Genomic DNA, 23,801 nt, shown 5'->3' on the forward strand with positions numbered 1-23,801 from the left:
CGGTCCGGTCGTGCGGAACGGTTCAGTGGTGCCGGTCCGGCGACGCCGGCCCGGTGGTGCGGGCCGCTCATCCCGGGCCCGCGATCCGGCGTCCTTCCTCGTGCGGCGGCACCTCGGGCGGCGTCCGGGGCCCCATCGCCCCGTCCACGCAGCGGGCGGTTTTTACAAGTCGCTCGTACCGTTATAACGTACCGGAAGCAATACGTTTGACTTGGGAAGCTTGAGTTGGGCAACGCCGGCCGGGAACGCCGGCGTGGGACACAGGGGGATCCTCATGGGCGAGCACGCCGCACCGCTTCTCCGACCGCCGCGCCATCGCGTCGATCCACGCGCCCGCAGCTGGTGGCGGGCCCAGGCGCTGCTGGCCGTCAGCGGTCCGCTGGTCCTGACGGCGGTGGCGCTGGGGGCGCTGTCGGCGCTCTTCTTCCCGGGGGCGCTGCCGTGGCTGGGGCCGCTGCTGCTGGTCGTGCTGGTGCTGCCGGCGGTGGGCTATCTGCTGGTCATGCCGCGGATGCGGTACGCGGTGCACGCCTGGGAGCTGGGCGAGAAGGCGGTCTACGCGGCGGGCGGCTGGTGCTGGCAGCAGCGGCGGATCGCGCCGCTGTCGCGGGTGCAGACCGTGGACACCGTGCGGGGCCCGGTGCAGCGGCGGTTCGGGCTGGCGACGGTGACCGTCACCACCGCGTCCACCGCCGGCGACATCAAGATCGCCGGGCTGTCCGAGGCGGACGCCGAGGAGCTGTCGCGGCGGATCGGCGAGGCGACGCAGGACGTGCCGGGGGATGCCACATGAGCGCCACACCCACCGCACCGGCCACCCCTGTCACCGCCCCCGCTCCGGAGTGGCGCCGGCTGAGTCCGCGGACGCTGCTGGTGCACTGCGGCTGGCTGGTGGCGCCGCTCGGGTCGCTGCTGCTGACCGCGCTGGCCACCGGGGGCCGGATCACCACCGGGGCGTGGTTCACCCTCGGCGGCATCGGTGCCGCGTTCGCCCTGGCCACCCTGGCCGGGCTGGTCCGGTGGGCGCGGACGGAGTTCCGGGTCACCGGGGAGAACCTGGAGGTCCGCAGCGGGCTGCTGACCCGGCGGCTGCGCAGTGTGCCGCTGCGCCGGGTCCGCACCGTCGACCTGACCGCGTCGCCGGTGCACCGGCTGCTGGGCGTCACCGTCCTGCGGGCCGGTACGGCCGGTTCCGGGCTGCGCGCCGGCGAACTGTCGCTGGAGGCACTGCCGGTGGCCGAGGCGGAGCGGCTGCGGGCCGAACTGCTCGCCCGCGCGGACCTCGGCGCGGCGACCGAGGACCCGGTGCTGGCGCGGATCAGCTGGCGGTGGCTGCGGTACGCGCCGCTCACCTTCTGGGTGGTCGGCGGGGTGTTCGCGGCGGGCGGTTCGGCGTACCGGGCCCTGCACGAGATGGGCATCGAGCCGTGGAAACTGGGTTTCGTGCGGCGGGCGTTCGCCGAGTTCGGCAACGGAATGCTGTGGCTGACGGTGCCGGCGGCACTGCTGGCGGTGATCGCGCTGGGTTCGGTGGGGGCGGTGGTCCTCTACGTCGAGAACTGGTGGGGGTACCGCCTGGAGTGGTCCGACGCGGCCACCCTGCGGGTGCGCCGGGGGCTGCTGACGACCCGGTCGGTGACCATCGAACGGGCCCGGCTGCGCGGGGTGGTGCTGCGCGAACCGCTGCTGCTGCGGGCCGGCGGCGGGGCCACGGTGCGGGCGGTGGCCGGCGGCCTGGGCAACAAGGAGGAGAACCGCAAGCGCAGCGGGCTGCTGCCGCCGGCGCCGCGCCGGGAGGCGGTCCGGGTGGCCGCGGGCACACTCCGGGCCCCGTTCCCGGACCCCGGCTCAGAACTGACGGAGCGTCAGGACGGGGTGCGGCTGACGGCGCACCCCCGGGCGGCGCTGCGCCGGCGGCGGGTGCGCGGGCTGCTGTACGGGGTGCTGCCCGGCACGGCGCTGGCGGCGGGCCTGGGCGCGGCGTTCACGCCCGTACTGCTGCACGTCGCGTGGGGCTACGCGGTGGTGGCCGCACCGGTGGCGCTGTGGCTGGCCCGGGACGCGTACCGGAGCCTGGGGCACGGGATCGCGGGTGAGCATCTGGTGCTCCGCTCGGGCACGTTCAGCCGGGACACCGTGGCGCTGCGGCGGGACGCGGTCGCGGCGTGGACGTTCCGCACCTCGCCGTTCACCCGGCGGGCGGGGCTGGTGACGCTCACCGCGGCGGTGGCGGCCGGCGAGGAGGCGTACCGGGTGCGGGACCTCGGTGCGGGGGCGGCGCCCGGGTTCGCGGCGGCGGCAACTCCGGGCATTCTGGATGAATTCCTCGTGCGGCCGGAACGCGGGGGTGATCCGGCGTCCGTGACATGACACAGATCACACCTAGGCGTGATGCACGGTGAGCCCGGACACACCGTCCTAGAGGACGACCGTTGCCCCGTGACCGGGGGCCGACAGCGAGGGAGCCGCCGCGATGCACACCGCCATCGACCATGCCGTACAGGTACGACTCCTCGCGACGTCGGTCGGGCACGCGGTGCCGGCGGTGCTGCACTACCAGCGGGCCGATCCGCTGGCGGTACGGATGACCTTCCCACCGGAGATCTCGCTGGACGGCGCGGCGGTGGACTGGGCGTTCGCCCGGGACCTGCTCGCCGAGGGGCTGCGGACCACGGCGGGCCGGGGCGATGTGCGGGTGCGGCCGTCGGGACCGGACCGGACGGTGATGGAGTTCCACGCCGACGAGGGCGTGGCGATGGTGCAGTTGCGGACCGAGGACGTGCGGCGGTTCCTGGCCCGCTCCTACGAGGCGGTGCCGGCCGGGGAGGAAGAGGTGTTCCTCGGGGTGGACCGCGGGCTGGCGGAGCTGTTCGGGACCGCGTGAGCGGAGCCGGCCGGGCGCCTCACGGTTCCGGCCGGGCGCCCCGCGGGTGCGGGGCGCCGGTGGCGGGTCAGCGCTGCGGGAAGCCGAAGCCGTAGCCCTGCTGCTTCATCCACGGCAGCAGGCGCTCCAGGGCCGCGACCGTGCGGGCGCGGTTGCCGCCGCCGTCGTGGAAGAGGACGGTCGGGCCGTTGCGGAGTTCGCCGCGGACCCTCGCCTCGATGCCGGCGACGCTGCCGCCCTCGAAGTCCTTGCTGTCGACGTTCCAGCCCAGCGGGCGCATCCCGTGGTCGGCGGCGAGCTTGCGGCTGTAGGGGGTGAAGGCGCCGCCGGGCGCGCGGTAGTAGTCGACCCGGGCGCCGCCCGCCGCGTCCTCGATCATCTTCTGGGCATCGAGGATCTGCCGGGACTGGTAGCTCTCCGGCCGGTGGTCCATGGCGGTGTTGTGGTCCGTGGTGTGGTCGCAGAGCCGGTGGCCGTCGGCCACCACCTTCTTGACCAGGTCGGGGTGGGCGGCGGCCTGCGGGCCGATCATGCAGAAGGTCGCCTTGACGCCGTTCTCCTTCAGGACCGCGAGGACCTTCGGGGTCCAGACGGGGTCCGGGCCGTCGTCGATGGTGATGTTCAGGCTGCGGCCGGGGCGGTCCGAGGCGTGCACGATGGACGGGTCGACCGGCGCGGTGCGCGGCGGCTGGGCCGGCATGTGGGCGGACCCGACGGTGTCGGCCTCGGCGCTCGGCTGGAGGAGCGCGAAGGCCCCCACGGCCGCCAAGGAGGCCACCGCGGCGGTGGTCACGCCGATGATGCCGCTCTCGATCCCGAAGCGCCGTCCCCTGCCGAAGCGCCGTGCCATGTCGTGCCCGCCCCTCATCTGCTGTGCTGGTGTTTCCCGGTCGGTGGCGTGGTGTGCCCCTTTGCACGGACGCCGTTTCCACCACCTCAGATGCACGGGAGGGCGGGCCGGATGCACCTGTTACGGATCCATCATGAAACTTGTCGATACTGGACCCATGCCACGTGTACTGCTGATCGAGGACGACGCCGCCGTCCGCGACGGGGTCTCCCTCGCGCTGCGGCGCCGCGGCCATGACGTCGCGGCCGCCGCCAGCGGCGAGGAGGGGCTGGCCGCGCTGCCCGCCTTCCGCCCGGACATCGTCCTGCTGGATCTGATGCTGCCCGGCAAGGACGGCTTCGAGATCTGCCGGCTGATCCGGGCCGAGCGGCAGCTGCCGATCATCATGCTCACCGCCCGCGGCGACGACCTCGACGTGGTCCTCGGGCTGGAGGCCGGGGCCGACGACTACATCGTCAAACCCGCCCGCGGCGAGGTCCTGGAGGCCCGGATCCGGGCGGTGCTGCGGCGCACCGCGCTGCCCGCCGACGGGGCCCCGGCCGCCGAGCCGGGGCCCGCCCCGGTGGAGACCTACGGCGAACTGGCCATCGACCGGGCCGGTCTGGTGGTCAGCAAGGGCGGCCAGGACCTGGCGCTGGCACCGTCCGAGATGAAGCTGCTGCTGTTCCTGTCGGCGACGCCGGGCCAGGTCTTCAGCCGCCAGCAGCTGCTGGAGCACGTCTGGGAGCACAGCTACCACGGCGACGCGCGGCTGGTCGACGCCTGCGTGATGCGGCTGCGCACGAAGATAGAGGACACCCCGCGCAGCCCCCGCTACGTCCAGACCGTCCGCGGCTTCGGTTACCGCTTCGGGCCGCTGTGAGGCGCCTGCGCCGCCTGGTGCCGGGGGTCTCCGTGGTGCGCGGGCTGCGCGCCCGGCTCGTGGTGGCGTTCCTGCTGGTCGCCGCGGTCAGCGCGCTCACCACCGCGGGACTGACGTACCGGGAGGCCCGGAACGCCATCCTCCAGCGCTCCCAGGACACCGCCGTCAACGACCTGCGGGCGCAGGTCAATTCGCTGGCGCCGGAGCTGACGGTGCCGCCGGCCCGGGCGGACCTGGACTTCTTCCGGGTGCAGCTGGAGCGCTCCGGCAAGTCCCGCGACTGGGACATCTCGGTGCACTACAACGGCATGCCGGACAGCGACGAGGGCGGGCTGCGCCGCGAGGTGGTGGTCCCGGCCGGCTTCAAGGCGTCGGTGGAGAAGCGCCGGGTGCCGGCCTTCCAGCGCATCGACCGGGACGGCGAGCCGTGGCTGCTGATCGGGATGCCGGTGCGGCAGAGCGACGGCGGGCCGTCCCCGCTGACGGTGTACGCACAACTCCCGCTGCGGGCCGAGGAGGCCAACGTCGAGGCGCTGGTGAGCGCCGCGCGGGGCGGGGCGCTGCCGGCGTTCGCGCTGGCGGTGATCCTGCCGCTGGTCGCGGCGCGCGGGGTGCTGCGGCCGGTGCGGGGACTGCGGCAGGCCGCGGGGCGGATCGCCGAGGGCAAGCTGGACACCCGGCTGGTGGTCAAGGGCACCGACGAACTCGCCGATCTGTCACGCTCGTTCAACGAGATGGCGGCGAAGCTGGAGGAGAGCATGGCGGAGCTGCGCCGGATGGAGGCCAACTCCCGGCGGTTCGCGGCCGATGTCTCGCACGAGCTGCGGACGCCGCTGGCGGCGATGACGGCGGTCACCGACGTGCTGGACGAGGACGCCGAGTCGCTCGACCCGGACACCGCCGCCGCGGTGCGGCTGATCAGCCAGGAGACCGGGAAGCTGGCGCGGATGGTGGAGGACCTGATGGAGGTCTCGCGGTTCGACGCGGGCGCCGCCGCGCTCCACCTGTACGAGGTCGATGTCGCGGAGACCATCCGCAAGTCGCTCCAGGCCCGCGCCTGGCAGCAGCGGGTGGCCGCACAGCTGCCGGACGACGTGCGGGCCCGGCTCGACCCGCGCCGGCTGGACGTGGTGGTGGCCAATCTCGTCGGCAACGCCCTGCACCACGGCGGCGAGCCGGTCCGGGTGGTGCTGCACGCGCCGGAGCCCGGCGATCCGACCCTGCTGATCGAGATCCGCGACAGCGGCCCGGGAATAGACCCCGAGGTGCTGCCGCACGTCTTCGACCGCTTCTACAAGGCCGACTCGGCCCGCGCCCGGTCCGAGGGCAGCGGGCTGGGGCTGGCCATCGCGCAGGAGAACGTCCGGCTGCACGGCGGTACGCTGCGGGCCGCCAACGCCCCCGAGGGCGGTGCGGTGTTCACCGTGGAGCTGCCGCTGCGGCAGGAGGAGGCACCGGCCGGCGAGGAATCGGCCGAGCGGGACGGCGGTCTCCCGGAGTCCGGTGCCGCGGAGCCCGACGCCACGGAGCCCGGCGTCTCCGAGTTCGGTGCCGCGGACGGCGGGAAGGGCGGGGAGGCCGGATGACCACCCGACGGACGACCACTCGATGGACGACGGCCGGACGGACCACGGCCCGGCAGGTCGCGGGCCGGCTGGCCGCCCCGGTGGCGCTGGCCGGTGCGCTGGCCGTGGCGCTGGCCGGCTGCGGGGTCGAGCCGACCGATGTGATCGACGCCGGTGAGCCGGCGTCCGGGCTGCGGGCGCCGGGCAAACCGCCCGCCGACGTCCAGCTGTACTTCTACGGCCCGGACGGCCTCCACCCGGCGACCCGGCGGGCGAAGGAACCGCTGGACCCGCAGGCCGCGATCGACCTGCTGGCGCAGGGGCCCAACCACGCCGAGCGGATGCGCGGACTGTCCAGCGTGGTCCCGAAGTTCCCGGGCCCGCTCACCGCCACGACCGGGCCGGGGCGGGTGGTGATCGACCTGCCGGTGAACGCCAAGCTGCTGGACCCCGCCTCGCTGAACCAGCTGGTGTGCACCGCCGCCAACGCCCGCGTCCCCGGCGACAAGCCGCCCGGGCAGGTCAGCGTGACCCTGGTCGGCGGCGGCGTCCGGGTCGGCCCGATGGTGTGCGGCGGCAACAACGCCTTCCCGCTGGTACAGCCCACGCCGACCGGCCCGGGCGACACCGGCGGTACGGCCGGCGGAGGCGGCTGACCGGCCGGGGCGCGTCCCGGCGCCCGGGCCGGCCGGGGCGCCGCGCTAGGGTGAAGGAACGAGGACCGTCCGGCGCCGCACCCGGGAGGATCGACGATGACCGAGCGCAAGCCCCCTGGCGTCAGCTTCGAGAGCTGGGTGGACAAGCAGATCCGCGAGTCGGCCGAGCGCGGCGGCTTCGCCGACCTCCCCGGTTTCGGCAAACCCCTCCCCCACCTCGACCGGCCCTACGACGAGCTGTGGTGGGTCAAGGAGAAGATGGCGCGGGAGGGGCTCTCCGTCCTCCCGGCGAGCCTGGTGCTGCGCAAGGAGGCCGAGGACGCGCTGCGGGCCGCCGCCGACGCGCCCAGCGAGGCCGCGCTGCGCCGCATCCTGACCGGGATCAACGAGCGGATCCGGGCCGCGCTGGCCGCCCCGCCCGAGGGCCCGCCGCTCGGCCTCGCCCCGTACGACATCGAGGAGCAGGCCCGGCTGTGGCGGGAGCGGCACGGGAGGTGAGCGGCGCCGCGCGGCGGTTCAGGGCCTCGCGGGCGCGAAGCGGAGCCGCAGGAAGCGCGGCCGGTACAGCTCCACGTCGCCGTTGACGACCGGGTCGGCGGGGGCGCCGGGCGGGCCGAGCCAGTTGACGTCGTAGCTGACCAGCAGTCCGGCGCCGGTGGTGAACTCCGGGTGCGCCTGCGGGTTGTACACCGCGACGTGGGCCGGGTCGGGGCCGGCGGGGCGCGGCGGGGTGATCCGGCCGGCCGGGCCGTGCCAGGGGCCCTGCGGTGTGCAGGACCAGTAGCCGGTGAGCGTCCGCAGGCCGGCGGCGCCGCCGGCCGGGGTGTCCATCGTGAGCAGCACCCAGGTGCGGCCCGCGCGGGCGACGGTGAAGGCGCTGCCGACGCCGCGCCGGCCGCCGCCGCGCAGGACCGGTGCGGCCCGTCCGGCGTCCGGCTGCCAGCGGGCGCCGTCCCGGAACCGCCAGGCCGCGGCGTCCGCGAGCCGGCCGGCCGGGGCCCGGGCCAGGTAGGCGCTGTCGGCCGGGGTGGAAGGCGGGTCGTCGCCGCCGAAGACGTACGTCCAGCCGCCGTCGCGGACCAGTGCGGCGCCGTAGAGGACCCGGCGCGCCGGGTCGGTGGCGCCCTGCGGGGCGACCGGAGTGATCGACTCCAGGTGCAGGGCGGGCAGCGAGAGGGTGGCGACCTCGGTGCCGCGGGGTGTGCCGAAGGCCCAGGGGCCGGTGCCGGGGGCGCGGATCCACAGCAGCACCCGGACGACCCGTTCGGCCGAGCCGGGGGCGCGGGGTTCCACGGCGGCGTGGACCGGCCAGCGCCAGCCGCCGCCGGGCGGGTCGGGGAAGAACGGTCCGGGTGCGGCCGGGGTGCCGCCGGTCAGGGTGCGTTCGGGGACGCCCGCCGGGGACATCACCACGAGGGAGTTGTGGCGCAGATAGGGGGTGCCGCCGGTGGCGGTGGTGCGCCAGCGGTACGGGCCGCCGCGGGGGCCCGGCGGCGGGTGGATCCGGTCCAGGAAGGTGTCGGAGAACAGCCACAGGGTCCGGCCGTCGGGGAGCCGTACCGAGTGGGTGCCGTCGCCGCCGGTCCAGTCGTCGGTACGGGAGTTGTCGTCGCCGTAGCGGGCGAAGGCGGCGGTGGGGCCGGGGTCGGCGGACCAGCCTGTGGGGACGCGGCCGGTGCAGGCGGCGCGGGCCGGGGCGGGGTGCGGCGGGGGGACGGCCAGGGCGGCGGCGACGGTGAGGAGGACGACGGCGAGCAGGGCGGCGGCGAGGGTGGTGCGGGTGATCGGCGGTGTCGGCATTCCGCTCCTCGGTTCGGTGCGCGGCCACCGTAACGCGCCGGGCGGGCCGGGTGCGGGAGCGGCCGGGCGGCCCGTCCGGTGCGGGTTCGCCCGGCTACGTGGTGATCGGGCGCCGGGCCAAAGAGGGCAAGGTCACAGCGCGATCCCCTGCTCCGGCTAACGGTCGTTCGCCTAGCCTGCTGCCATGACCGCCGAGTCCCCCGAACTCCCCCTGGCCGCCGCCTTTCCGGCGGCCGACCGCGAGCAGTGGCAGCGCCTCGTGGCAGGCGTGCTGCGCAAATCGGGCGCGTCCGAGGCCGCGGGTGACGCCGCCGAGGAGGCGCTCGCCACCGACCTGGAGGACGGCATCCGCGTCCGTCCGCTCTATACCGCGCAGGACGCGCCACCCCTGCCGGGCCCGCCCGGATTCCCGCCGTTCGTACGGGCGTCCCGGCCCGAAGGCACGGCCGTGTCCGGGTGGGACGTCCGCCAGCGCCACCAGGGCACCGATCCGCGCCGGGTCAACGAGGCCCTGCTGGCCGACCTGGAGAACGGCGTCACCTCCGTGTGGCCGGTCGTCGGCGCCGGCGGGGTGCCGGTGTCCGGGCTGGCCGAGGCGCTGCGCGGGGTCTATCTGGACCTGGCGCCCGTGGTGCTGGACGCGGGCGCGGAATTCCCGGCGGCGGCCGAGGAGTTGCTGCGGCTGTACGGCGAGTCCGGGGTGGCGCTGTCCGAGGCCGCCGGGGTGCTGGGCGCCGATCCGCTGGGGGTGTTGGCCCGCACCGGTGACGACCGCCACCTGGCCGACGGGCTGGCGGCGGCCGCCCGGCTGGCCGGCCGGGTCGCACAGCAGGCGCCGCGGATCCGGACGGTGGTGGTGGACGCGCTGCCGTACCACGAGGCGGGCGGGTCGCCGGCCGAGGAGCTGGGCGCGTCGCTGGCCACCGCGGTGGCGTACCTGCGGGAGCTGACCGCGGACGGGCGGGGGCTGGGCATCGACGCGGCCTGCCGGCAGCTGGAGTTCCGCTACGCCGCGACCGCCGACCAGTTCCTGACCATCGCCAAGCTGCGCGCGGCCCGGCGGCTGTGGGCACGGGTCGCGGAGGTCTGCGGGGCGTCGCCGGCCGCGGCCGGGCAGGTACAGCACGCGGTGACCTCCTCGGTGATGATGGCCCGCCGGGACCCGTGGGTGAACATGCTGCGGACCACGGTGGCGGCGCTGTCGGCGGGGCTGGGCGGGGCGGACGCGGTGACGGTGCTGCCGTTCGACGCGGCGCTGGGCCTGCCGGACGCGTTCGCCCGCCGGATCGCGCGCAACACCCAGTCGGTGCTGCTGGAGGAGTCGCACCTGGCGAAGGTCATCGACCCGGCGGGCGGCTCCTGGTACGTCGAGTCGCTGACCGCGGAACTGGCGCGGGCGGGCTGGGCGTTCTTCCAGGAGATCGAGGCGGCGGGCGGCCAGGCGGCCGCGCTGCGGTCCGGGATGATCGGCGAGCGGCTGGCGCGGACCTGGCGGCGGCGCGGCGCGGAGCTGGCGCACCGGCGGGAACCGATCACCGGCGTCAGTGAGTTCCCGCAGCTGGCCCAGGCGCCGCTGGAGCGCGAGCCGGCCCCGGCACCGGCCGGCGGGGGGCTGCCGCGGGTGCGCCGGGACGACGCGTTCGAGGCGCTGCGGGCCCGTTCCGACGCGCAGCTGGCGGCGGCCGGGGCGCGGCCGAAGGTGTTCCTGGCCGCGCTGGGGCCGGTCGCGGCGCACACCGCGCGGGTGGCGTTCGCCGCCAACCTCTTCCAGGCGGGCGGGATCGAGACGGTGCCGGAGCCGGTGACGGCGCAGTCGGCGGCCGCGGCGTTCGCGGCCACCGGCGCGCGGATCGCCTGCCTGTGCGCGGCCGACGCGGTGTACGCCGAGCAGGCGGCGGAGGTCGCCGCGGCGCTGAAGGCGGCGGGCGCGGTGCGGGTGTATCTGGCGGGCAGGCCGGCCGAGGGCCGGGAGGAACTGGTGGCGGCCGGGGTGGACACGTTCGTGTTCGCGGGCTGCGACGCGGTCGGGGTGCTGTCCTCGGCCCTGGATGTCACGGAGGTGGCGGCATGAGTCAAGGGGCACCGCGGTCCGGCGCCGTTCCGGACTTCAGCACGGTGGAGCTGGGTGAGGCGTCCGGCGCGGACGGCGGCGGCCGCTGGGCGGAGGCGGTCCAGCAGGCGACCGGCAAGAGCGTCGCGGACCTGACCTGGGAGACGCCGGAGGGCATCGACGTCAAGCCGCTGTACACCGCGGCCGATCTCGACGGCCTGGACTTCCTGGGCACGTACCCGGGCATCGCGCCGTACCTGCGCGGCCCGTACCCGACGATGTACGTCAACCAGCCGTGGACCGTGCGACAGTACGCGGGCTTCTCCACCGCGGAGGAGTCCAACGCGTTCTACCGGCGCAATCTGGCCGCCGGTCAGAAGGGCCTGTCGGTCGCCTTCGACCTGCCCACGCACCGGGGCTACGACAGCGACCACCCGCGGGTGACCGGCGACGTCGGCATGGCGGGCGTGGCGATCGACTCGATCTACGACATGCGGCAGCTCTTCGAGGGCATCCCGCTGGACCGGATGACGGTGTCGATGACGATGAACGGCGCGGTGCTGCCCGTCCTCGCGCTGTACATCGTGGCGGCGGAGGAGCAGGGCGTACCGCCCGAGAAGCTCGCGGGGACCATTCAGAACGACATCCTCAAGGAGTTCATGGTCCGCAACACCTACATCTATCCGCCGCAGCCCTCGATGCGGATCATCTCCGACATCTTCGCGTACACCTCGCAGAAGATGCCGCGGTACAACTCCATCTCGATCTCCGGCTACCACATCCAGGAGGCCGGGGCGACGGCCGACCTGGAGCTGGCGTACACCCTGGCGGACGGGGTGGAGTACCTGCGGGCGGGGATCGCGGCCGGGATGGACGTGGACGCGTTCGCGCCGCGGCTGTCGTTCTTCTGGGCGATCGGCATGAACTTCTTCATGGAGATCGCCAAGCTGCGGGCGGCGCGGCTGCTGTGGGCCCGGCTGGTGCAGAAGTTCGACCCGAAGAACCCCAAGTCGCTGTCGCTGCGCACCCATTCGCAGACCTCGGGCTGGTCGCTGACCGCGCAGGACGTGTTCAACAACGTCACCCGCACGTGTGTGGAGGCGATGGCGGCGACCCAGGGCCACACCCAGTCGCTGCACACCAACGCGCTGGACGAGGCGCTGGCGTTGCCCACCGACTTCTCGGCGCGGATCGCCCGCAACACCCAGCTGTTCCTCCAGCAGGAGTCGGGCACCTGCCGGGTGATCGACCCGTGGGGCGGCAGTGCGTACGTGGAGCGCCTGACGCACGACTTGGCGCGGCGGGCGTGGGCGCACATCGAGGAGGTGGAGGCGGCCGGCGGGATGGCCAAGGCGATCGACGCGGGCATCCCGAAGCTGCGGGTCGAGGAGGCCGCGGCGCGGACGCAGGCGCGCATCGACTCCGGGCGGCAGGCGCTGATCGGCGTCAACAAGTACCGGGTGGCGACGGACGAGGAGATCGAGGTCCTCAAGGTCGACAACTCCGCGGTGCGGGCCCAGCAGATCGAGAAGCTCAAGCGGCTGCGCGCGGAGCGCGACGAGGACGCCTGCCGGGCGGCGCTGCGGGCGCTGACCGAGGCGGCGAAGGCCGCGCCGGGCCCGGGCCTCGAGGGCAATCTGCTGGCGCTGGCGGTGGACGCGGCCCGGGCGATGGCGACGGTCGGGGAGATCTCGGACGCCCTGGAGGAGGTCTACGGACGCCACTCGGGGCAGATCCGTACCATCTCGGGTGTGTACCGAGACGAAGCGGGCCCCGCGTCGGGGGTCGAGCGCACCCGGGAGCTGGTGGCCGCGTTCGAGCGGGCCGAGGGGCGCCGGCCGCGCATCCTGGTGGCCAAGATGGGCCAGGACGGCCACGACCGCGGCCAGAAGGTGATCGCCACGGCCTTCGCCGACCTGGGCTTCGACGTGGACGTCGGCCCGCTGTTCCAGACCCCGGCCGAGGTGGCCCGCCAGGCGGTCGAGGCGGACGTGCACATCGTGGGCGTCTCGTCGCTGGCGGCCGGGCACCTGACGCTGGTACCGGCGCTGCGGGACGCGCTGGCGGCGGAGGACCGGGACGACATCACCATCGTGGTCGGCGGGGTGATCCCGCCGCAGGACGTCCAGCCGCTGCGGGAGATGGGCGCGGCCGCGGTGTTCCTGCCCGGCACGGTCATCCCGGAGGCGGCGCACGACCTGGTGCGGGAGCTGGCGGCGGCCCTGGGCCACGAACTGTAGGGCGGAGGGCCATGCCTGCGACGATCGATGTCGACCGGTACGCCGAGGGGGTGCGGGCCGGTTCCCGCGCCTGGATCGCCCGGGCGGTCACCCTGGTCGAGTCCACCCGCGCCGATCACCGGGCGGCGGCCCAGGAGTTGCTGGTGCGGCTGCTGCCGCACTCCGGTGCGGCCCGGCGGGTGGGGATCAGCGGTGTGCCGGGGGTCGGCAAGTCGACGTTCATCGACGCGCTGGGCTCGCTGCTGACGGGGCTGGGGCACCGGGTGGCGGTGCTGGCCGTCGATCCGTCGTCGAGCCGGACCGGCGGCTCCATCCTGGGCGACAAGACCCGGATGGAGCGGCTGGCCACCGACCCGGCGGCGTTCGTCCGCCCCTCCCCCACGTCGGGGACGCTGGGCGGGGTGGCGCGGGCGACCCGGGAGTCGATCGTGGTGATGGAGGCGGCGGGGTACGACGTGGTGCTGGTGGAGACGGTCGGCGTCGGCCAGTCGGAGACCACCGTCGCGGGCATGGTCGACACGTTCCTGCTGCTGGCGCTGGCCCGGACCGGCGACCAGCTCCAGGGCATCAAGAAGGGGGTCCTGGAGCTGGCGGACCTGGTGTCGGTCAACAAGGCCGACGGGCCGCACGAGCCGGACGCCCGGTCGGCGGCGCGCGAACTGTCCGGTGCGCTGCGCCTGTTGAGGCCGCCCGAGGCGGCGTGGACGCCGCCGGTGCTGACGTGCAGTGCGCGGGAGGGCACCGGGCTGAAGGCGGTGTGGGAGCGGGTCGAGCAGCACCGGGCACTGCTGGAGTCCAGCGGTGCGCTGGCCGAGCGGCGGCGCGCCCAGCAGGTCGACTGGACGTGGTCGATGGTCCGGGAGCGGCTGATGGACCGCCTCCAGGAGCATCCGGAGGTCCGCCGGCTGGGCCCGGAGGTCGAGCGGGCGGTCCGGGCGGGCGAGATCACCGCGACGCTGGCGGCCGAGCGGCTGCTGGCGGCGTTCGGCACGGAGGACGGGTCCGGTACTCAGCCGCGGAGCTGAGTAGCGCGACTCATGCCGCCCCCGGGGCGCGGCCCGGACAATGTCGGTGACCGATCCACCGACCGGAAGCCGGGAGCCATCATGGGGGCTGACAGCTATCCGCAGGACGTGGCGCGCGGGCTCTTCGCGGGCAATCCGCTGGCCGACCTGATCGAGGGCTTCTGCCTGACGCTGGACGCGGACGGGGAGCTGGAGGCCCGGCCGGTGGTCCACGTCCAGCTGCGACCGGGGGTGGCGCTGTCGCCGGTGGAGGCGGACCGGCTGGCGGCGTTCTGCCAGCGCGGTGTGCAGCGTCAACTCGACGCGCGCCAGCGGGACTTCGCACCGCATCCGGAGCAGGGCCCGGCGGCCAACGAGCTGGCGATCGCGGTGCACGCCCACGGCGGCGGCCCGTTCGCCGATCCGGCCGCGGTCCGCGACGGGTACGTGCTGCGCGGCGGTTCCTGACGGGCTCAGCCGCGCGGGTCCGGGGCCGGGCCGCCGGCTGCCGCGAAGTGCGCCACGGCCAGGTCCCGGAAGCGCGCGGCGGCCGGGGAGAGGTAGCTGTCGGCGCGCCGCACCAGGCTGAGGGTGCGGTGGCAGCCGGGGGCGTCGATCGGCACCCAGGCGACCGGTTCGCCGGCGGTGACGTCGCGGGCGGCGGCGGGGGCCAGGCCGACCCCGATGCCGGCCCGGATGAGGTGCAGGGTGACGCCGGGTTCGTCGCCCTCGCAGCAGACCACCGGCCGCTGCCCGGTGGGCGCGAACAGCCGCTCCAGCAGGTCGCGTTGCCAGTGCCCGGTGCGGGTGGTGATGAACGGTTCGGTGCGCAGGTCGGCGACCGTGACCCGGTCCCGGCCGGCCAGCCGGTGGCCGGCCGGGACGACGAGCTGCACCTCCTCACGGCGCAGCCGGACGGTGTCGAGTCCGGGCGCGGTCAGCGGCTGGGAGGCGACGCAGTAGTCCACCTCGCGCGCCCGGAGCTGGTCGAGCATGGCCGCGGGGGTGGACTGGTGGAGCCGGACGGCGACGCCGGGGTGCGCGGTGCGGTAGTCGCCGAGCAGGCCGGCGAGCGGCAGCAGGGTCTCGGCGGCGAGCGCGAGGCTGCCCCGGTCCGGTCCGGCCGCGTCGGCCAACTCCCGCCGCCCGACGTCGAGTTCGTCCAGCGCCCGCTCGACGCGGCGCAGGAACGCGGCGCCGTAGCGGTTGAGCCGGATGGTGCGGCCCTGCCGGTCGAAGAGCGGTACGCCCAGTTCGGCTTCCAGGCGGGCGAGGGTGCGGCTCACCGAGGGCTGGGCGACGCGGAGCTCCTCGGCGGCCCGGCTGATGTGCTCCCGGCGGGCGACCGCGCGGAAGTAGCGCAGCGACAGCAGGTCCATCGGCTCCCGTCCCCCGGCGGTCGGCTCCGCGGCCGGTCAGCCGCGCGCCATCACCGTAGCCCACACCGTCTTGCCCGAGCGGTCGGGCGGGGTCCAGCCCCAGGAGTCGCTGAGGCGGTTGACGAGCTGGAGTCCGCGGCCGGACTCGGCCAGTTCGCCGGCCGGGCGGAGCACGGGTGCGCGGGTGCCGCCGTCGGAGACCGCGCACAGTACCCCGCGGCCCTGCCTGGTCAGGGCCAGCCAGGCATGGCAGAAGCGGTCGTCCGCCGCGGGGCCGGCGGTCTCCGCGGGGGCGGCGGTGCCGTGCCGGAGGGCGTTGGTGACCAGTTCGGAGACGATCAGTACGGCGTTGTCGGCGAGGCCGGGGCACATCCGCCAGCCTTCGAGGGTGGTGCGGGTGAAGCGGCGGGCCTCGGCGACGGTGCGGGCCGAGCCGCTGAGGGCGCAGGCGGCGAAGCCGTCGGGTCCCGGCATCCACCACGTGTCCCGGCCGGTGCCGGGGGCCGGCGGCCTCCCGTTCCGGAGGGTGTCGTGCTCGGACTGTGCCGGGTGTGTGGTCATCACGTCTCCGCGAAGGGGCATACGGGGTGGGCGCGTCGGGGACGGTCTGGGCGGGGCCGCCCCGGAGGGCTAATATCCTCGTCGGCCGTCCGACGCTGCAAGTGCATCTGCAATTACATCGGCACGGACGGGCCCCCAGGGTCGGGATCACGCCAAGCTGATCGCGGCCCGTAACGGTCCCGAGCACACCCCCGCAACGAAGGAGCAGTGGTGAGCGAGACGATGACCAACGGCATGCCGGCCGACGCCCTGGAGGGCGCGGTGTGGCGCAAGAGCGGTCGCAGTAACCCCAGCGGTAACTGCGTTGAGCTGGCAGTTCTTCCGGACGGCGAGGTCGCGGTGCGCAATTCGCGGCACCCCGCGGGCCCGGCTCTGCTCTATCCGCGCGCCGCGATGGCCGCCTTCCTCGAAGGCGCCAGGGACGGCGAATTCGACGATCTGTTCGCCCGCGACTGACCAACTGCCCCTTCCGGCAAGGAATTACGGCGTCATATGTCGGCCGGATAGTCGGCGCAGCTGTGCCCCTGGAGGGGGCGATGGGACACTGGGCGTTCGCCCGACCATCCAGGGGAGTTCCGTATGAGCGCCGCGCAGCCGAGCAGCGAACCGTCCCTGCGCCGCTATCTCGACCAGCCGCGCGGCGGCCCCACCGTGCTGCGCATCGTGCTGGGCACCCAGCTGCGCCGGCTCCGGGAGGCCGCCGGGATCACCCGCGAGGCCGCCGGGGACGCCATCCGCGCCTCGCACGCCAAGATCAGCCGCCTGGAGCTGGGGCGGGTGAGCTGCAAGGAACGCGATGTCGCCGATCTGCTGACGCTCTACGGCGTCACCGACGCCCCCGCCCGGGACACCTTCCTCGCCCTGGCCCGCCGCACCGGTACGCCCGGCTGGTGGCACCAGTACGGCGATGTGCTCCCCAGCTGGTTCGAGACCCACCTCGGCCTGGAGTCGGCCGCATCGGTGATCCGCACCTATGAAGTGCAGTTCGTGCCGGGGCTGTTGCAGACCGCGGAGTACGCCCGGGCGGTGTCGCTGCTGGGCCACCCGGGCGCCACACCCGAGGAGACCGAGCAGCGGGTCGCGCTGCGGCTGGAGCGGCAGCGGCTGCTGACCCTGCCGGACGCGCCCCGGCTGTGGGCCATCCTCGACGAGGCGTGCCTGCGGCGGCCGCTCGGCGGGCCGGAGGTGATGGCCGGTCAGCTGCGCCACCTGCTGGCGATGGCGCGGCTGCCGACCGTCACCCTCCAGATCGCGCCGTTCGCGCTCGGCGGGCTCGCCGCGGCGGGCGGACCGGTCACCATCCTGCGCTTCCTGGAGCCGGACCTGCCCGACATCGTCTATCTGGAGCAGCTGACCAGCGCGCTCTATCTGGACAAGCGCGACGACGTCGACCACTACCTGGCGGTGATGGACCGGCTCAGCGCCCAGGCCGAGTCGCCGCGGGAGTCGCTGGCACTCCTGGAGCGGCTGCTGGCGCAGGTGGGCTGAGCCGGACCGGCGGACCGCGCGCCGCCGCCCGCCCGCTACGGCTTGCGGGCCACTCCCCCGTACTCGATCCACTCCTGGGTCAGCTGCCGGGGGCCGGCATCGGCCGGGTCCGGCCGCCAGGTCGAGACCTCCACCAGCCCCGGTTCCTCGATCTCCAACCCGTCCAGGAACGCCCGGAGTTCGTGCTGCTGCCGCACCCGGCCCCACTGCCCCTGGGTGCTGACGCGCATGAACTCGGTGACGAAGTCCCGGGTCGCGGCGTCCTCGCTGACGAGCTGACACACCACCAGGAAGCTTCCCGGCGCGAGCCGTTCGGCGACCCGGCGGACCAGTCCGGCCGGGTCGTCGGCGTCCGGGATGCAGTGCAGCACCGAGACGAACAGCGCGGCGACCGGTTCGCCGAGGTCGATCAGCCGGCGCACCTCGGGGCTGCCGAAGATGCCGTCGGTGTCCCGCATGTCGGCCTGGATGACCGCGGTGCGGTCGTCCTCCTCCAGCAGCGCCCGGCCGTGGGCCAGCACGATCGGGTCGTTGTCGATGTAGACCACCCGGGAGCCGGGATCGACCTGCTGGGCGACCTGGTGGACGTTGTCCTGGGTCGGCAGGCCGGAGCCGTGGTCGAGGAACTGCCGGATGCCGCGCTCCCGGGCCAGCCAGCGGACCACCCGCCGCAGGAAGCGCCGGTTGTTCAGCGCCAGCACCTGCGTACTGGGCACGACCTTGCTCAGCTCCTCGCAGGCCGCGCGGTCGACCGCGTAGTTGTCCTTGCCTCCGAGGTAGTAGTCGTACATCCGGGCCACGCTCGGGATGCTCACGTCCACGGCGCCGGACAGCGGCCGGAGTTCTTGGCTCATTCCCCACTCTTCCCGTCGGATTGCGGTGCCGGTAACCGTACGTCCACCGGGCCCGGCGGCCAACTGCCCTGGCGGGGGCGGCAGTCGGGGGCCGGCGGTGGCGGGCGCGGGTCCGGCGCGGGTGCCGTGCGGGCCCGGTGCGGGGCGGCGCTGCGGGGCGTTCTCATCCGGCTCTCACCGTCCGCTCACCGTCCGGTCACCCGGGGTTCCTACGGTGCCGTCGGGGCCGCGGCGGGCGGCCCGGAGGAGAGAGCGCGTGTACCACCTGACCGGCGTGACGAAGCACTACCGGCGCGGCGGCGGCCTGGTGCGGGTCCTGGACGGCATCGACCTCTACGTCCCGGACGGCACCGTGCTCGCCGTCCAGGGGCGCCCCGGCGCGGGCAGCTCGACGCTGCTGCGGATCCTCGGCGGGCTGGAGCGCCCGACCCGGGGCCGGGTGCTGCTGGACGGCACGGATCTGGCCACGCTCACCGCGTCCCGGCTCGGCCGGCTGCGCGGTGACGCGATCGGCCTGCTCGGCGGCGCGGACGACTCCGCCGCGGGGCCGGCCGCCGGGCCGACGGCGCGGGAGTGGGTGGCCGGTGCGCTGGTCCCGCTGGGGCTGCGGCCCGCCGACCGCCGGGAGCTGGCCGGGCAGGCGCTGGCCGAGGTCGGGCTGGCGGAGGCGGGCGAGCTGCCGTACGGGCGGCTGGCCGCGTCCGCGCGGCGGCGCACGGCGCTGGCCAGGGCCCTGGTCACCCGGCCCACCGTGCTGCTGGCCGACCGGCCGACCGCCGGCCTCCCGCCGGGCGAGCGGGCGGACTTCACCGCGCTGCTGACCCGGGTGTGCGGCGAGCGGCGGCTGACCTGCGTGCTGGCCACCGGCGACGCGGAGCTGGCCCGGCGGGCGGGCCGGCGGGTGGTGCTCGCCGGGGGCCGGGTGACCGCCGCCGGGCCGGTGGCCGGTACCGGGCGGCCCGGGGCGGCGGCCTGGTGCGGGCGTGGTGCGGGCCGGTAGAAGAGGGGCATGACCACAGAGCAGAGCGAGTCCACCGGGCAGGCGCCGCCCGGGTCCGGGCTTCCGGACACCGCGGAGATGGTGCGCGCCAACGAGGCCAACTGGGATGCCCGGACGCCGGTGCACGCGGCCAGCGCGTTCTACGGCCTGGACGGGTCACGGCACGCCGAGGACTGGTTCGCGCCGTTCGAGTGGGCGGACCTCGGGGAGCTGGCGGGCCGCGACGTGCTGCACCTCCAGTGCCATCTGGGCACCGAGACCGCGGCGTTCGCGGACCGGGGCGCGCGGGCGGTGGGCCTGGACTTCTCCGCCGAGGCGGTGGCGCAGGCCCGGCGCCTTGCCGAACGCACCGGCCGGGACGTGGAGTTCGTCCGCTCCGACGTCTACCGCGCCCGCCAGGCGCTCGGCGACCGCCGGTTCGACGTGGTCTACACCGGCAAGGGCGCGGTGTGCTACCTGCCCGACCTGGCCGCCTGGGCCCGCACCGTCGCCGCTCTGCTGCGCCCGGGCGGCACGTTCTACCTGGTGGAGTTCCACCCGCTGCTCAACGCGCTCGGCCCGACCCCGCCCGCCGACCCCGACGCCCCGCCGCTGCTGCTCCGGCACGACTACCTGGCGGGCCGGGGCGCGCTGCGCAGCGACACCCCGACGACGTACACCGACGGGCCGCCGCTGGCCGGCGCCACGACGAGCTACGAGTGGCGGCACGGCATCGGCGAGGTGGTCACCGCGGTGGTCGGGGCGGGGCTCGCGGTGCGGACGCTGCGGGAGACCGAGGTGCTGCCGTGGCCGCGGTTCGCGTCGATGGTGCCGGACGGCAGCGGCTGGTGGCGGCTGCCCGGCACGGAGCCGATCCTGCCGATGCTGTACGCGCTGAAGGCGGTCAAGGAGTAGCGGTGCGCCGGGCGGTCGCGGGGTCAGCGGACCCGGCGGTAGACCGAGCGCAGCAGCTGGTCCTTGGCCGGGCCGGTGACCCGCCACCGGAGGAGCCAGCGGTCCGCGCCGACGGCGGTGAAGGTGCCCTCGTAGTGGTCGGCGGCGCACGGGTGGTGGGCGGTCCAGCTGCCGGTGCGCAGGTCGAGGTCGTGGAAGGGGCGGCCGTCGGCGAAGGTGACCGCGGCGGTGCCGTCGGGGCGGGGGTGCAGCCGGAGCGTGCGGGTCGCCGGGTGGACGGTGCCCTGCCAGGTCAGCTCGCCCTCCTCGACGTGGCACAGGGTCCCGTCGGGGCCGTCCGGGCGGATCTCGGCGGTGCCGCGGAAGCTGCCCTCGACCCCGGCCCGCAGATCGTGGACGGTGCGTTCGAGCTCCCAGCGGCCGGTGAGGTAGGCGGCGGTGTCGGGGACGGCGTACATACCCCCATTGTCGGGCAGCGGCGGGCGGTCACCCCATCGGCCCCACCGGGGGTGCGGCCCGGCCGCGGCGCGGCCGCGCACCGTGCGGTCCGGGTGCGGCCGTCCTACGCTCGGTACCGGCGTCACCACCGACCGGGACCGCCGCGGCCGGCCGCCCGTGCGGTCCGGCCGCCGGATCCCGCCCCTGACCGGACCGCGAGACCGAAAGGCTCACCCATGCCGGAGCTGTTCATCGGCGGTCAGTGGACCGCAGCGGCCGACGGGCAGGTGCGGGAGATCCGCTGCCCGGCGGACGGCACGCTGGTCGCGACCGTCGACGAGGCCGGACCCAAGGACGCCGCGGCGGCGGTCACCGCCGCCCGGCTGGCGTTCGACGACGGACCGTGGCCGCGCACCCCGGCCGCCGAGCGGGGCCGGGTGGTGCTGCGGGTGGCCGAGCTGCTGGAGCGGGACCGGGACGCGCTGGCCCGGGCCGAGTCGCTGGACACCGGCAAGCGCCTGGTGGAGAGCGGCTACGACATGGACGACATCGCGGGCTGCTTCCGGTACTTCGGCAACCTCGGCGCGGCCGGCGGTGGCGACCGGGTGGTGGACGCCGGGCCCGCCGAGGTGGACAGCACCGTGCGGCACGAGCCGGTCGGCGTGTGCGCGCTGATCACGCCGTGGAACTACCCGCTGCTCCAGACCGCCTGGAAGGTCGCCCCGGCGCTGGCCGCGGGCAACACCTTCGTCCTCAAGCCCAGCGAACTGACCCCGCACACCGCGATCCACCTGATGCGGCTGCTGGCGGAGGCCGGCGTGCCGGACGGGGCGGCCAACCTCGTACTGGGCACCGGCCCACTGGTGGGCGCGCCACTGACCGAGGACCCGCGGGTGGACATGGTGTCCTTCACCGGCGGGCTGGCCACCGGGCGGCGCATCATGGCCGCGGCGGCGCCCACAGTGAAGAAGATCGCCCTGGAGCTGGGCGGTAAGAACCCCAACATCGTCTTCGCCGACGCGGACTTCGACACCGCGGTGGACCACGCCCTGACGGCGGTGTTCCTGCACTCCGGGCAGGTGTGCTCGGCCGGTGCCCGGCTGCTGGTGGAGGACGGGCTGCACGACCGCTTCGTGACGGAACTGGTCGACCGGGCGCGGCGGATCCGGCTCGGCGGCCCGTTCGACGAGCAGGCCCGGACCGGTCCGCTGATCTCCGCGGAGCACCGGGCGAAGGTCGCGGCGTACGTGGCGGCCGGGCTGGCGGAGGGCGCGGTGCTGCGCTGCGGCGGCGCGCCGCCGGACGATCCGGAGCTGGCCGACGGCTTCTACTACCTGCCGACGGTGCTGGACGAGTGCACCCCCGACATGTCGGTCGTGCGCGACGAGTCGTTCGGTCCGGTGCTGACGGTGGAGCGGTTCCGCACCGAGGAGGAGGCGGTGTCGCTGGCGAACGACACGGTGTACGGGCTGGCGGGGGCGGTGTGGACCCAGGACGCCGGGCGCGCGCACCGGGTGGCGGCCCGGCTGCGGGCCGGCACGGTGTGGATCAACGACTTCCACCCCTACGTCCCGCAGGCCGAGTGGGGCGGGATGAAGCAGTCCGGGGTCGGCCGGGAGCTGGGGCCGGCCGGACTGGCGGAGTACCAGGAGGCCAAGCACGTGTGGCGGAACACCGCGCCGCGGCCGCAGAGGTGGTTCGAGTGACCGGTCCGGGCGCGCCGGGCGGGGACGCGGCGGACGGCGCCGGGCACGACGACGGGGCGCTGGCCGAGCTCGGGTACAAACCGGAACTCAAGCGCACCCTGGGCAACTTCCACACCTTCGCCGCCGGCATCAGCTACATCTCCATCCTCACCGGCACCTTCCAGCTGTTCTACTTCGGGGTGAGCCACGGCGGTCCGGCGTACTGGTGGTCCTGGCCGATGGTCTTCGGCGGCCAGCTGATGGTGGCGCTGTGCTTCTGCGAGCTGGCCGCCCGCTATCCGGTGGCCGGGTCGGTCTACAACTGGGCGAAGAAGCTGGGCGGTCCGCACGTGGGCTGGCTCGGCGGCTGGATGATGCTGACCGCCTCGATGGTGTCGCTGGCCGCGGTGGCGCTGGCCTACCAGGTGACGCTGCCGCAGATCTCGTCGTGGTTCCAGGTCATCGGGGACGGCACCGGGAAGACCGACGCGGCGGCCAATGCGGTGCTGCTGGGCACCGTACTGATCACCTTCACCACGCTGGTCAACGCCTTCGGGGTGAAGCTGATGGCGCGGATCAACTCCGCGGGTGTGGCCATCGAGCTGATCGCGGCGGTGGTGCTGATCCTGCTGCTGGCCGCGCACCTGACCCGCGGCCCGTCCGCGGTGACCGAGACGTTCGGGCGGGGCCGCGGGGAGAGCCTGGGGTACCTCGGCGCGTTCCTGACCGCGTCGCTGGCCTCGGCGTACGTGATGTACGGCTTCGACACCGCCTCGTCGCTGGGCGAGGAGTCCAAGGATCCGGCGCGCAACGCGCCGCGGGCGATCCTGCGGGCGCTGTTCGCGTCGTTCCTGATCGGCGGGCTGATCCTGCTGTTCGCGCTGATGGCCGTGCCCGACCTGCACGACGCGCGGCTGTCGGTGGACGGTCTCCAGTACGTGGTGCTGGCGACGCTGGGGCCGGCGGTCGGGCAGGCGGTGCTGTGGTGCGTGGTCATCGCGATCACGGTGTGCGAGCTGGCGGTGCACACCGCGGCGATCCGGCTGGCGTTCGCGATGGCGCGGGACACCAACCTGCCGGCGTCGGCCCGGCTGGCCAAGGTCAGTCCGCGGTTCCAGACGCCGGTGCTGCCGGCGGTGGTCATCGGGCTGGTGGGGATCGCGATCCTGCTGCTCAACGTCGACCAGCCGCAGATCTTCTCGGTGATCACCAGTATCGCGATCATCATGATCTACCTGGCGTACCTGATGGTGACGCTGCCGATGCTGGTGCAGCGGCTGCGCGGCGCCTGGCCGCCGCCGGGGCGCGGCACCTTCTCGCTGGGCCGGTTCGGGCTGCCGGTGAACGTCCTGGCGGTGCTGTGGGGCCTGGCGATGTCCGTCAACCTCGCCTGGCCGCGGGCCGCGGTCTACAACGCCACCGGCCCCCAGCACTGGTACCTGCGCTGGGGTGCCTTCCTGTTCATCGGCGTGGTGGGGCTGGGCGGTTTCGCCTACTACTGGTGCGTCCAGCGGCACCGCACCGGGGTGCTGGCCGCGCACGCCGCGGACGGCGGCGCCGACGAGGCCGCACCGGCCCCCTGAGCGCCGCC

23 protein-coding genes are annotated in these 23,801 nt (G+C 74.9%); 17 read left to right on the forward strand and 6 right to left on the reverse strand.

Annotated features, from left to right (window positions below):
- Positions 1-274: 274 nt before the first annotated feature.
- From MUU72_RS06580 to ssgD, 3 genes are all read left to right on the forward strand, one after another.
- Positions 275-793, forward strand: a complete 519-nt coding sequence (locus MUU72_RS06580) for a PH domain-containing protein (RefSeq protein WP_248012168.1) — start codon at positions 275-277, stop codon at positions 791-793.
- Positions 790-2,370 carry a PH domain-containing protein gene (locus tag MUU72_RS06585; RefSeq protein WP_248012169.1) on the forward strand — a complete coding sequence of 527 codons (1,581 nt, stop codon included), beginning with the start codon at positions 790-792 and terminating at the stop codon, positions 2,368-2,370. Before MUU72_RS06580 ends, MUU72_RS06585 begins: the two co-directional genes overlap by 4 nt.
- Positions 2,371-2,473: 103 nt before the next feature.
- Entirely contained in the window at positions 2,474-2,884 is a 411-nt protein-coding gene (gene ssgD, locus MUU72_RS06590; protein ID WP_248012170.1) for a spore wall synthesis regulator SsgD, read from the forward strand.
- A 67-nt stretch (positions 2,885-2,951) separates the two neighbouring features.
- Here ssgD and MUU72_RS06595 read toward each other — a convergent pair whose 3' ends face one another.
- The gene (locus MUU72_RS06595) at positions 2,952-3,734 is read right to left on the reverse strand and encodes a polysaccharide deacetylase family protein (RefSeq protein WP_248012171.1); all 783 of its coding nucleotides are present in this window, start codon (positions 3,732-3,734) and stop codon (positions 2,952-2,954) included.
- Positions 3,735-3,891: 157 nt separating this feature from the next.
- On the opposite strand from MUU72_RS06595, the gene MUU72_RS06600 reads away from it, so the two are divergent.
- From MUU72_RS06600 to MUU72_RS06615, 4 genes are all read left to right on the forward strand, one after another.
- Positions 3,892-4,596, forward strand: coding sequence for a response regulator (locus MUU72_RS06600; RefSeq protein ID WP_248012172.1), 705 nt, complete (start codon positions 3,892-3,894; stop codon positions 4,594-4,596).
- On the forward strand, positions 4,593-6,182 hold the full coding sequence (locus tag MUU72_RS06605; protein ID WP_248012173.1) for an ATP-binding protein: 1,590 nt from the start codon (positions 4,593-4,595) through the stop codon (positions 6,180-6,182). The genes MUU72_RS06600 and MUU72_RS06605 overlap by 4 nt, the downstream gene beginning before the upstream one ends.
- On the forward strand, positions 6,179-6,817 hold the full coding sequence (locus MUU72_RS06610) for a hypothetical protein (protein WP_248012174.1): 639 nt from the start codon (positions 6,179-6,181) through the stop codon (positions 6,815-6,817). Before MUU72_RS06605 ends, MUU72_RS06610 begins: the two co-directional genes overlap by 4 nt.
- A gap of 96 nt (positions 6,818-6,913) precedes the next feature.
- Positions 6,914-7,315, forward strand: coding sequence for a DnaJ family domain-containing protein (locus MUU72_RS06615; RefSeq protein WP_248012175.1), 402 nt, complete (start codon positions 6,914-6,916; stop codon positions 7,313-7,315).
- An 18-nt stretch (positions 7,316-7,333) separates the two neighbouring features.
- Here MUU72_RS06615 and MUU72_RS06620 read toward each other — a convergent pair whose 3' ends face one another.
- Positions 7,334-8,617 carry a DUF5005 domain-containing protein gene (locus MUU72_RS06620; protein ID WP_248012176.1) on the reverse strand — a complete coding sequence of 428 codons (1,284 nt, stop codon included), beginning with the start codon at positions 8,615-8,617 and terminating at the stop codon, positions 7,334-7,336.
- A 184-nt stretch (positions 8,618-8,801) separates the two neighbouring features.
- Here MUU72_RS06620 and MUU72_RS06625 point away from each other — a divergent pair, with 184 nt between their 5' ends.
- The 4 genes from MUU72_RS06625 to MUU72_RS06640 all read left to right on the forward strand — a co-directional run bounded on the left by MUU72_RS06625 (position 8,802) and on the right by MUU72_RS06640 (position 14,379).
- Entirely contained in the window at positions 8,802-10,688 is a 1,887-nt protein-coding gene (locus MUU72_RS06625) for a methylmalonyl-CoA mutase subunit beta (protein ID WP_248012177.1), read from the forward strand.
- On the forward strand, positions 10,685-12,907 hold the full coding sequence (gene scpA, locus MUU72_RS06630) for a methylmalonyl-CoA mutase (protein WP_248012178.1): 2,223 nt from the start codon (positions 10,685-10,687) through the stop codon (positions 12,905-12,907). Before MUU72_RS06625 ends, scpA begins: the two co-directional genes overlap by 4 nt.
- 11 nt (positions 12,908-12,918) lie before the next feature.
- Positions 12,919-13,932, forward strand: coding sequence for a methylmalonyl Co-A mutase-associated GTPase MeaB (gene meaB / locus MUU72_RS06635; RefSeq protein WP_248012179.1), 1,014 nt, complete (start codon positions 12,919-12,921; stop codon positions 13,930-13,932).
- An 81-nt stretch (positions 13,933-14,013) separates the two neighbouring features.
- The gene (locus MUU72_RS06640) at positions 14,014-14,379 is read left to right on the forward strand and encodes a coenzyme f390 synthetase (protein ID WP_248012180.1); all 366 of its coding nucleotides are present in this window, start codon (positions 14,014-14,016) and stop codon (positions 14,377-14,379) included.
- A 5-nt stretch (positions 14,380-14,384) separates the two neighbouring features.
- Here the strand turns inward: MUU72_RS06640 and MUU72_RS06645 are convergent, their stop codons facing one another.
- Complete coding sequence (locus tag MUU72_RS06645) at positions 14,385-15,290, reverse strand: LysR family transcriptional regulator (protein ID WP_248012181.1); 906 nt, start codon at positions 15,288-15,290, stop codon at positions 14,385-14,387.
- Between the two features lie 36 nt (positions 15,291-15,326).
- On the reverse strand, positions 15,327-15,764 hold the full coding sequence (locus MUU72_RS06650) for an ATP-binding protein (protein ID WP_282503739.1): 438 nt from the start codon (positions 15,762-15,764) through the stop codon (positions 15,327-15,329).
- A 309-nt stretch (positions 15,765-16,073) separates the two neighbouring features.
- Here MUU72_RS06650 and MUU72_RS06655 point away from each other — a divergent pair, with 309 nt between their 5' ends.
- Positions 16,074-16,307, forward strand: coding sequence for a DUF397 domain-containing protein (locus MUU72_RS06655; protein ID WP_248012288.1), 234 nt, complete (start codon positions 16,074-16,076; stop codon positions 16,305-16,307).
- Between the two features lie 123 nt (positions 16,308-16,430).
- The gene (locus MUU72_RS06660) at positions 16,431-17,339 is read left to right on the forward strand and encodes a Sco1979 family transcriptional regulator (RefSeq protein ID WP_248012183.1); all 909 of its coding nucleotides are present in this window, start codon (positions 16,431-16,433) and stop codon (positions 17,337-17,339) included.
- A 35-nt stretch (positions 17,340-17,374) separates the two neighbouring features.
- Here the strand turns inward: MUU72_RS06660 and MUU72_RS06665 are convergent, their stop codons facing one another.
- Positions 17,375-18,193 (reverse strand): SAM-dependent methyltransferase, encoded by an 819-nt coding sequence (locus MUU72_RS06665; protein WP_248012184.1) that lies wholly within the window; start codon positions 18,191-18,193, stop codon positions 17,375-17,377.
- Between the two features lie 256 nt (positions 18,194-18,449).
- Between MUU72_RS06665 and MUU72_RS06670 the strand changes: the two genes are divergently transcribed.
- Both MUU72_RS06670 and MUU72_RS06675 read left to right on the forward strand, forming a co-directional pair.
- The gene (locus tag MUU72_RS06670) at positions 18,450-19,193 is read left to right on the forward strand and encodes an ATP-binding cassette domain-containing protein (RefSeq protein ID WP_248012185.1); all 744 of its coding nucleotides are present in this window, start codon (positions 18,450-18,452) and stop codon (positions 19,191-19,193) included.
- 9 nt (positions 19,194-19,202) lie between these two features.
- Entirely contained in the window at positions 19,203-20,087 is an 885-nt protein-coding gene (locus MUU72_RS06675) for a class I SAM-dependent methyltransferase (protein ID WP_248012186.1), read from the forward strand.
- Positions 20,088-20,110: 23 nt separating this feature from the next.
- Here the strand turns inward: MUU72_RS06675 and MUU72_RS06680 are convergent, their stop codons facing one another.
- On the reverse strand, positions 20,111-20,545 hold the full coding sequence (locus MUU72_RS06680) for a DUF6314 family protein (protein WP_248012187.1): 435 nt from the start codon (positions 20,543-20,545) through the stop codon (positions 20,111-20,113).
- A 216-nt stretch (positions 20,546-20,761) separates the two neighbouring features.
- Between MUU72_RS06680 and MUU72_RS06685 the strand changes: the two genes are divergently transcribed.
- Positions 20,762-22,231 (forward strand): aldehyde dehydrogenase family protein, encoded by a 1,470-nt coding sequence (locus MUU72_RS06685; protein WP_248012188.1) that lies wholly within the window; start codon positions 20,762-20,764, stop codon positions 22,229-22,231.
- Positions 22,219-23,793, forward strand: a complete 1,575-nt coding sequence (locus MUU72_RS06690) for an APC family permease (RefSeq protein ID WP_372503015.1) — start codon at positions 22,219-22,221, stop codon at positions 23,791-23,793. The genes MUU72_RS06685 and MUU72_RS06690 overlap by 13 nt, the downstream gene beginning before the upstream one ends.
- Positions 23,794-23,801: the final 8 nt, after the last annotated feature.

Origin of the sequence: Streptomyces rhizoryzae, from assembly GCF_023155275.1 — a bacterium.
GTDB lineage: Bacteria > Actinomycetota > Actinomycetes > Streptomycetales > Streptomycetaceae > Streptomyces > Streptomyces rhizoryzae.

Excerpts from the sequence above, each read along its gene's own strand:
- MUU72_RS06640 (WP_248012180.1), top strand. The coding sequence starts at position 14,014 with ATGGGGGCTGACAGCTATCCGCAGGACGTGGCGCGCGGGCTCTTCGCG.
- MUU72_RS06625 (WP_248012177.1), top strand. The coding sequence starts at position 8,802 with ATGACCGCCGAGTCCCCCGAACTCCCCCTGGCCGCCGCCTTTCCGGCG.
- MUU72_RS06580 (WP_248012168.1), top strand. The coding sequence starts at position 275 with ATGGGCGAGCACGCCGCACCGCTTCTCCGACCGCCGCGCCATCGCGTC.
- MUU72_RS06585 (WP_248012169.1), top strand. The coding sequence starts at position 790 with ATGAGCGCCACACCCACCGCACCGGCCACCCCTGTCACCGCCCCCGCT.
- MUU72_RS06665 (WP_248012184.1), bottom strand. The coding sequence starts at position 18,193 with ATGAGCCAAGAACTCCGGCCGCTGTCCGGCGCCGTGGACGTGAGCATC.
- MUU72_RS06660 (WP_248012183.1), top strand. The coding sequence starts at position 16,431 with ATGAGCGCCGCGCAGCCGAGCAGCGAACCGTCCCTGCGCCGCTATCTC.
- MUU72_RS06675 (WP_248012186.1), top strand. The coding sequence starts at position 19,203 with ATGACCACAGAGCAGAGCGAGTCCACCGGGCAGGCGCCGCCCGGGTCC.
- meaB (WP_248012179.1), top strand. The coding sequence starts at position 12,919 with ATGCCTGCGACGATCGATGTCGACCGGTACGCCGAGGGGGTGCGGGCC.
- MUU72_RS06620 (WP_248012176.1), bottom strand. The coding sequence starts at position 8,617 with ATGCCGACACCGCCGATCACCCGCACCACCCTCGCCGCCGCCCTGCTC.
- MUU72_RS06685 (WP_248012188.1), top strand. The coding sequence starts at position 20,762 with ATGCCGGAGCTGTTCATCGGCGGTCAGTGGACCGCAGCGGCCGACGGG.
- scpA (WP_248012178.1), top strand. The coding sequence starts at position 10,685 with ATGAGTCAAGGGGCACCGCGGTCCGGCGCCGTTCCGGACTTCAGCACG.
- MUU72_RS06680 (WP_248012187.1), bottom strand. The coding sequence starts at position 20,545 with ATGTACGCCGTCCCCGACACCGCCGCCTACCTCACCGGCCGCTGGGAG.
- MUU72_RS06655 (WP_248012288.1), top strand. The coding sequence starts at position 16,074 with ATGACCAACGGCATGCCGGCCGACGCCCTGGAGGGCGCGGTGTGGCGC.
- MUU72_RS06600 (WP_248012172.1), top strand. The coding sequence starts at position 3,892 with ATGCCACGTGTACTGCTGATCGAGGACGACGCCGCCGTCCGCGACGGG.
- MUU72_RS06595 (WP_248012171.1), bottom strand. The coding sequence starts at position 3,734 with ATGGCACGGCGCTTCGGCAGGGGACGGCGCTTCGGGATCGAGAGCGGC.
- ssgD (WP_248012170.1), top strand. The coding sequence starts at position 2,474 with ATGCACACCGCCATCGACCATGCCGTACAGGTACGACTCCTCGCGACG.
- MUU72_RS06645 (WP_248012181.1), bottom strand. The coding sequence starts at position 15,290 with ATGGACCTGCTGTCGCTGCGCTACTTCCGCGCGGTCGCCCGCCGGGAG.
- MUU72_RS06650 (WP_282503739.1), bottom strand. The coding sequence starts at position 15,764 with ATGCCGGGACCCGACGGCTTCGCCGCCTGCGCCCTCAGCGGCTCGGCC.
- MUU72_RS06615 (WP_248012175.1), top strand. The coding sequence starts at position 6,914 with ATGACCGAGCGCAAGCCCCCTGGCGTCAGCTTCGAGAGCTGGGTGGAC.
- MUU72_RS06610 (WP_248012174.1), top strand. The coding sequence starts at position 6,179 with ATGACCACCCGACGGACGACCACTCGATGGACGACGGCCGGACGGACC.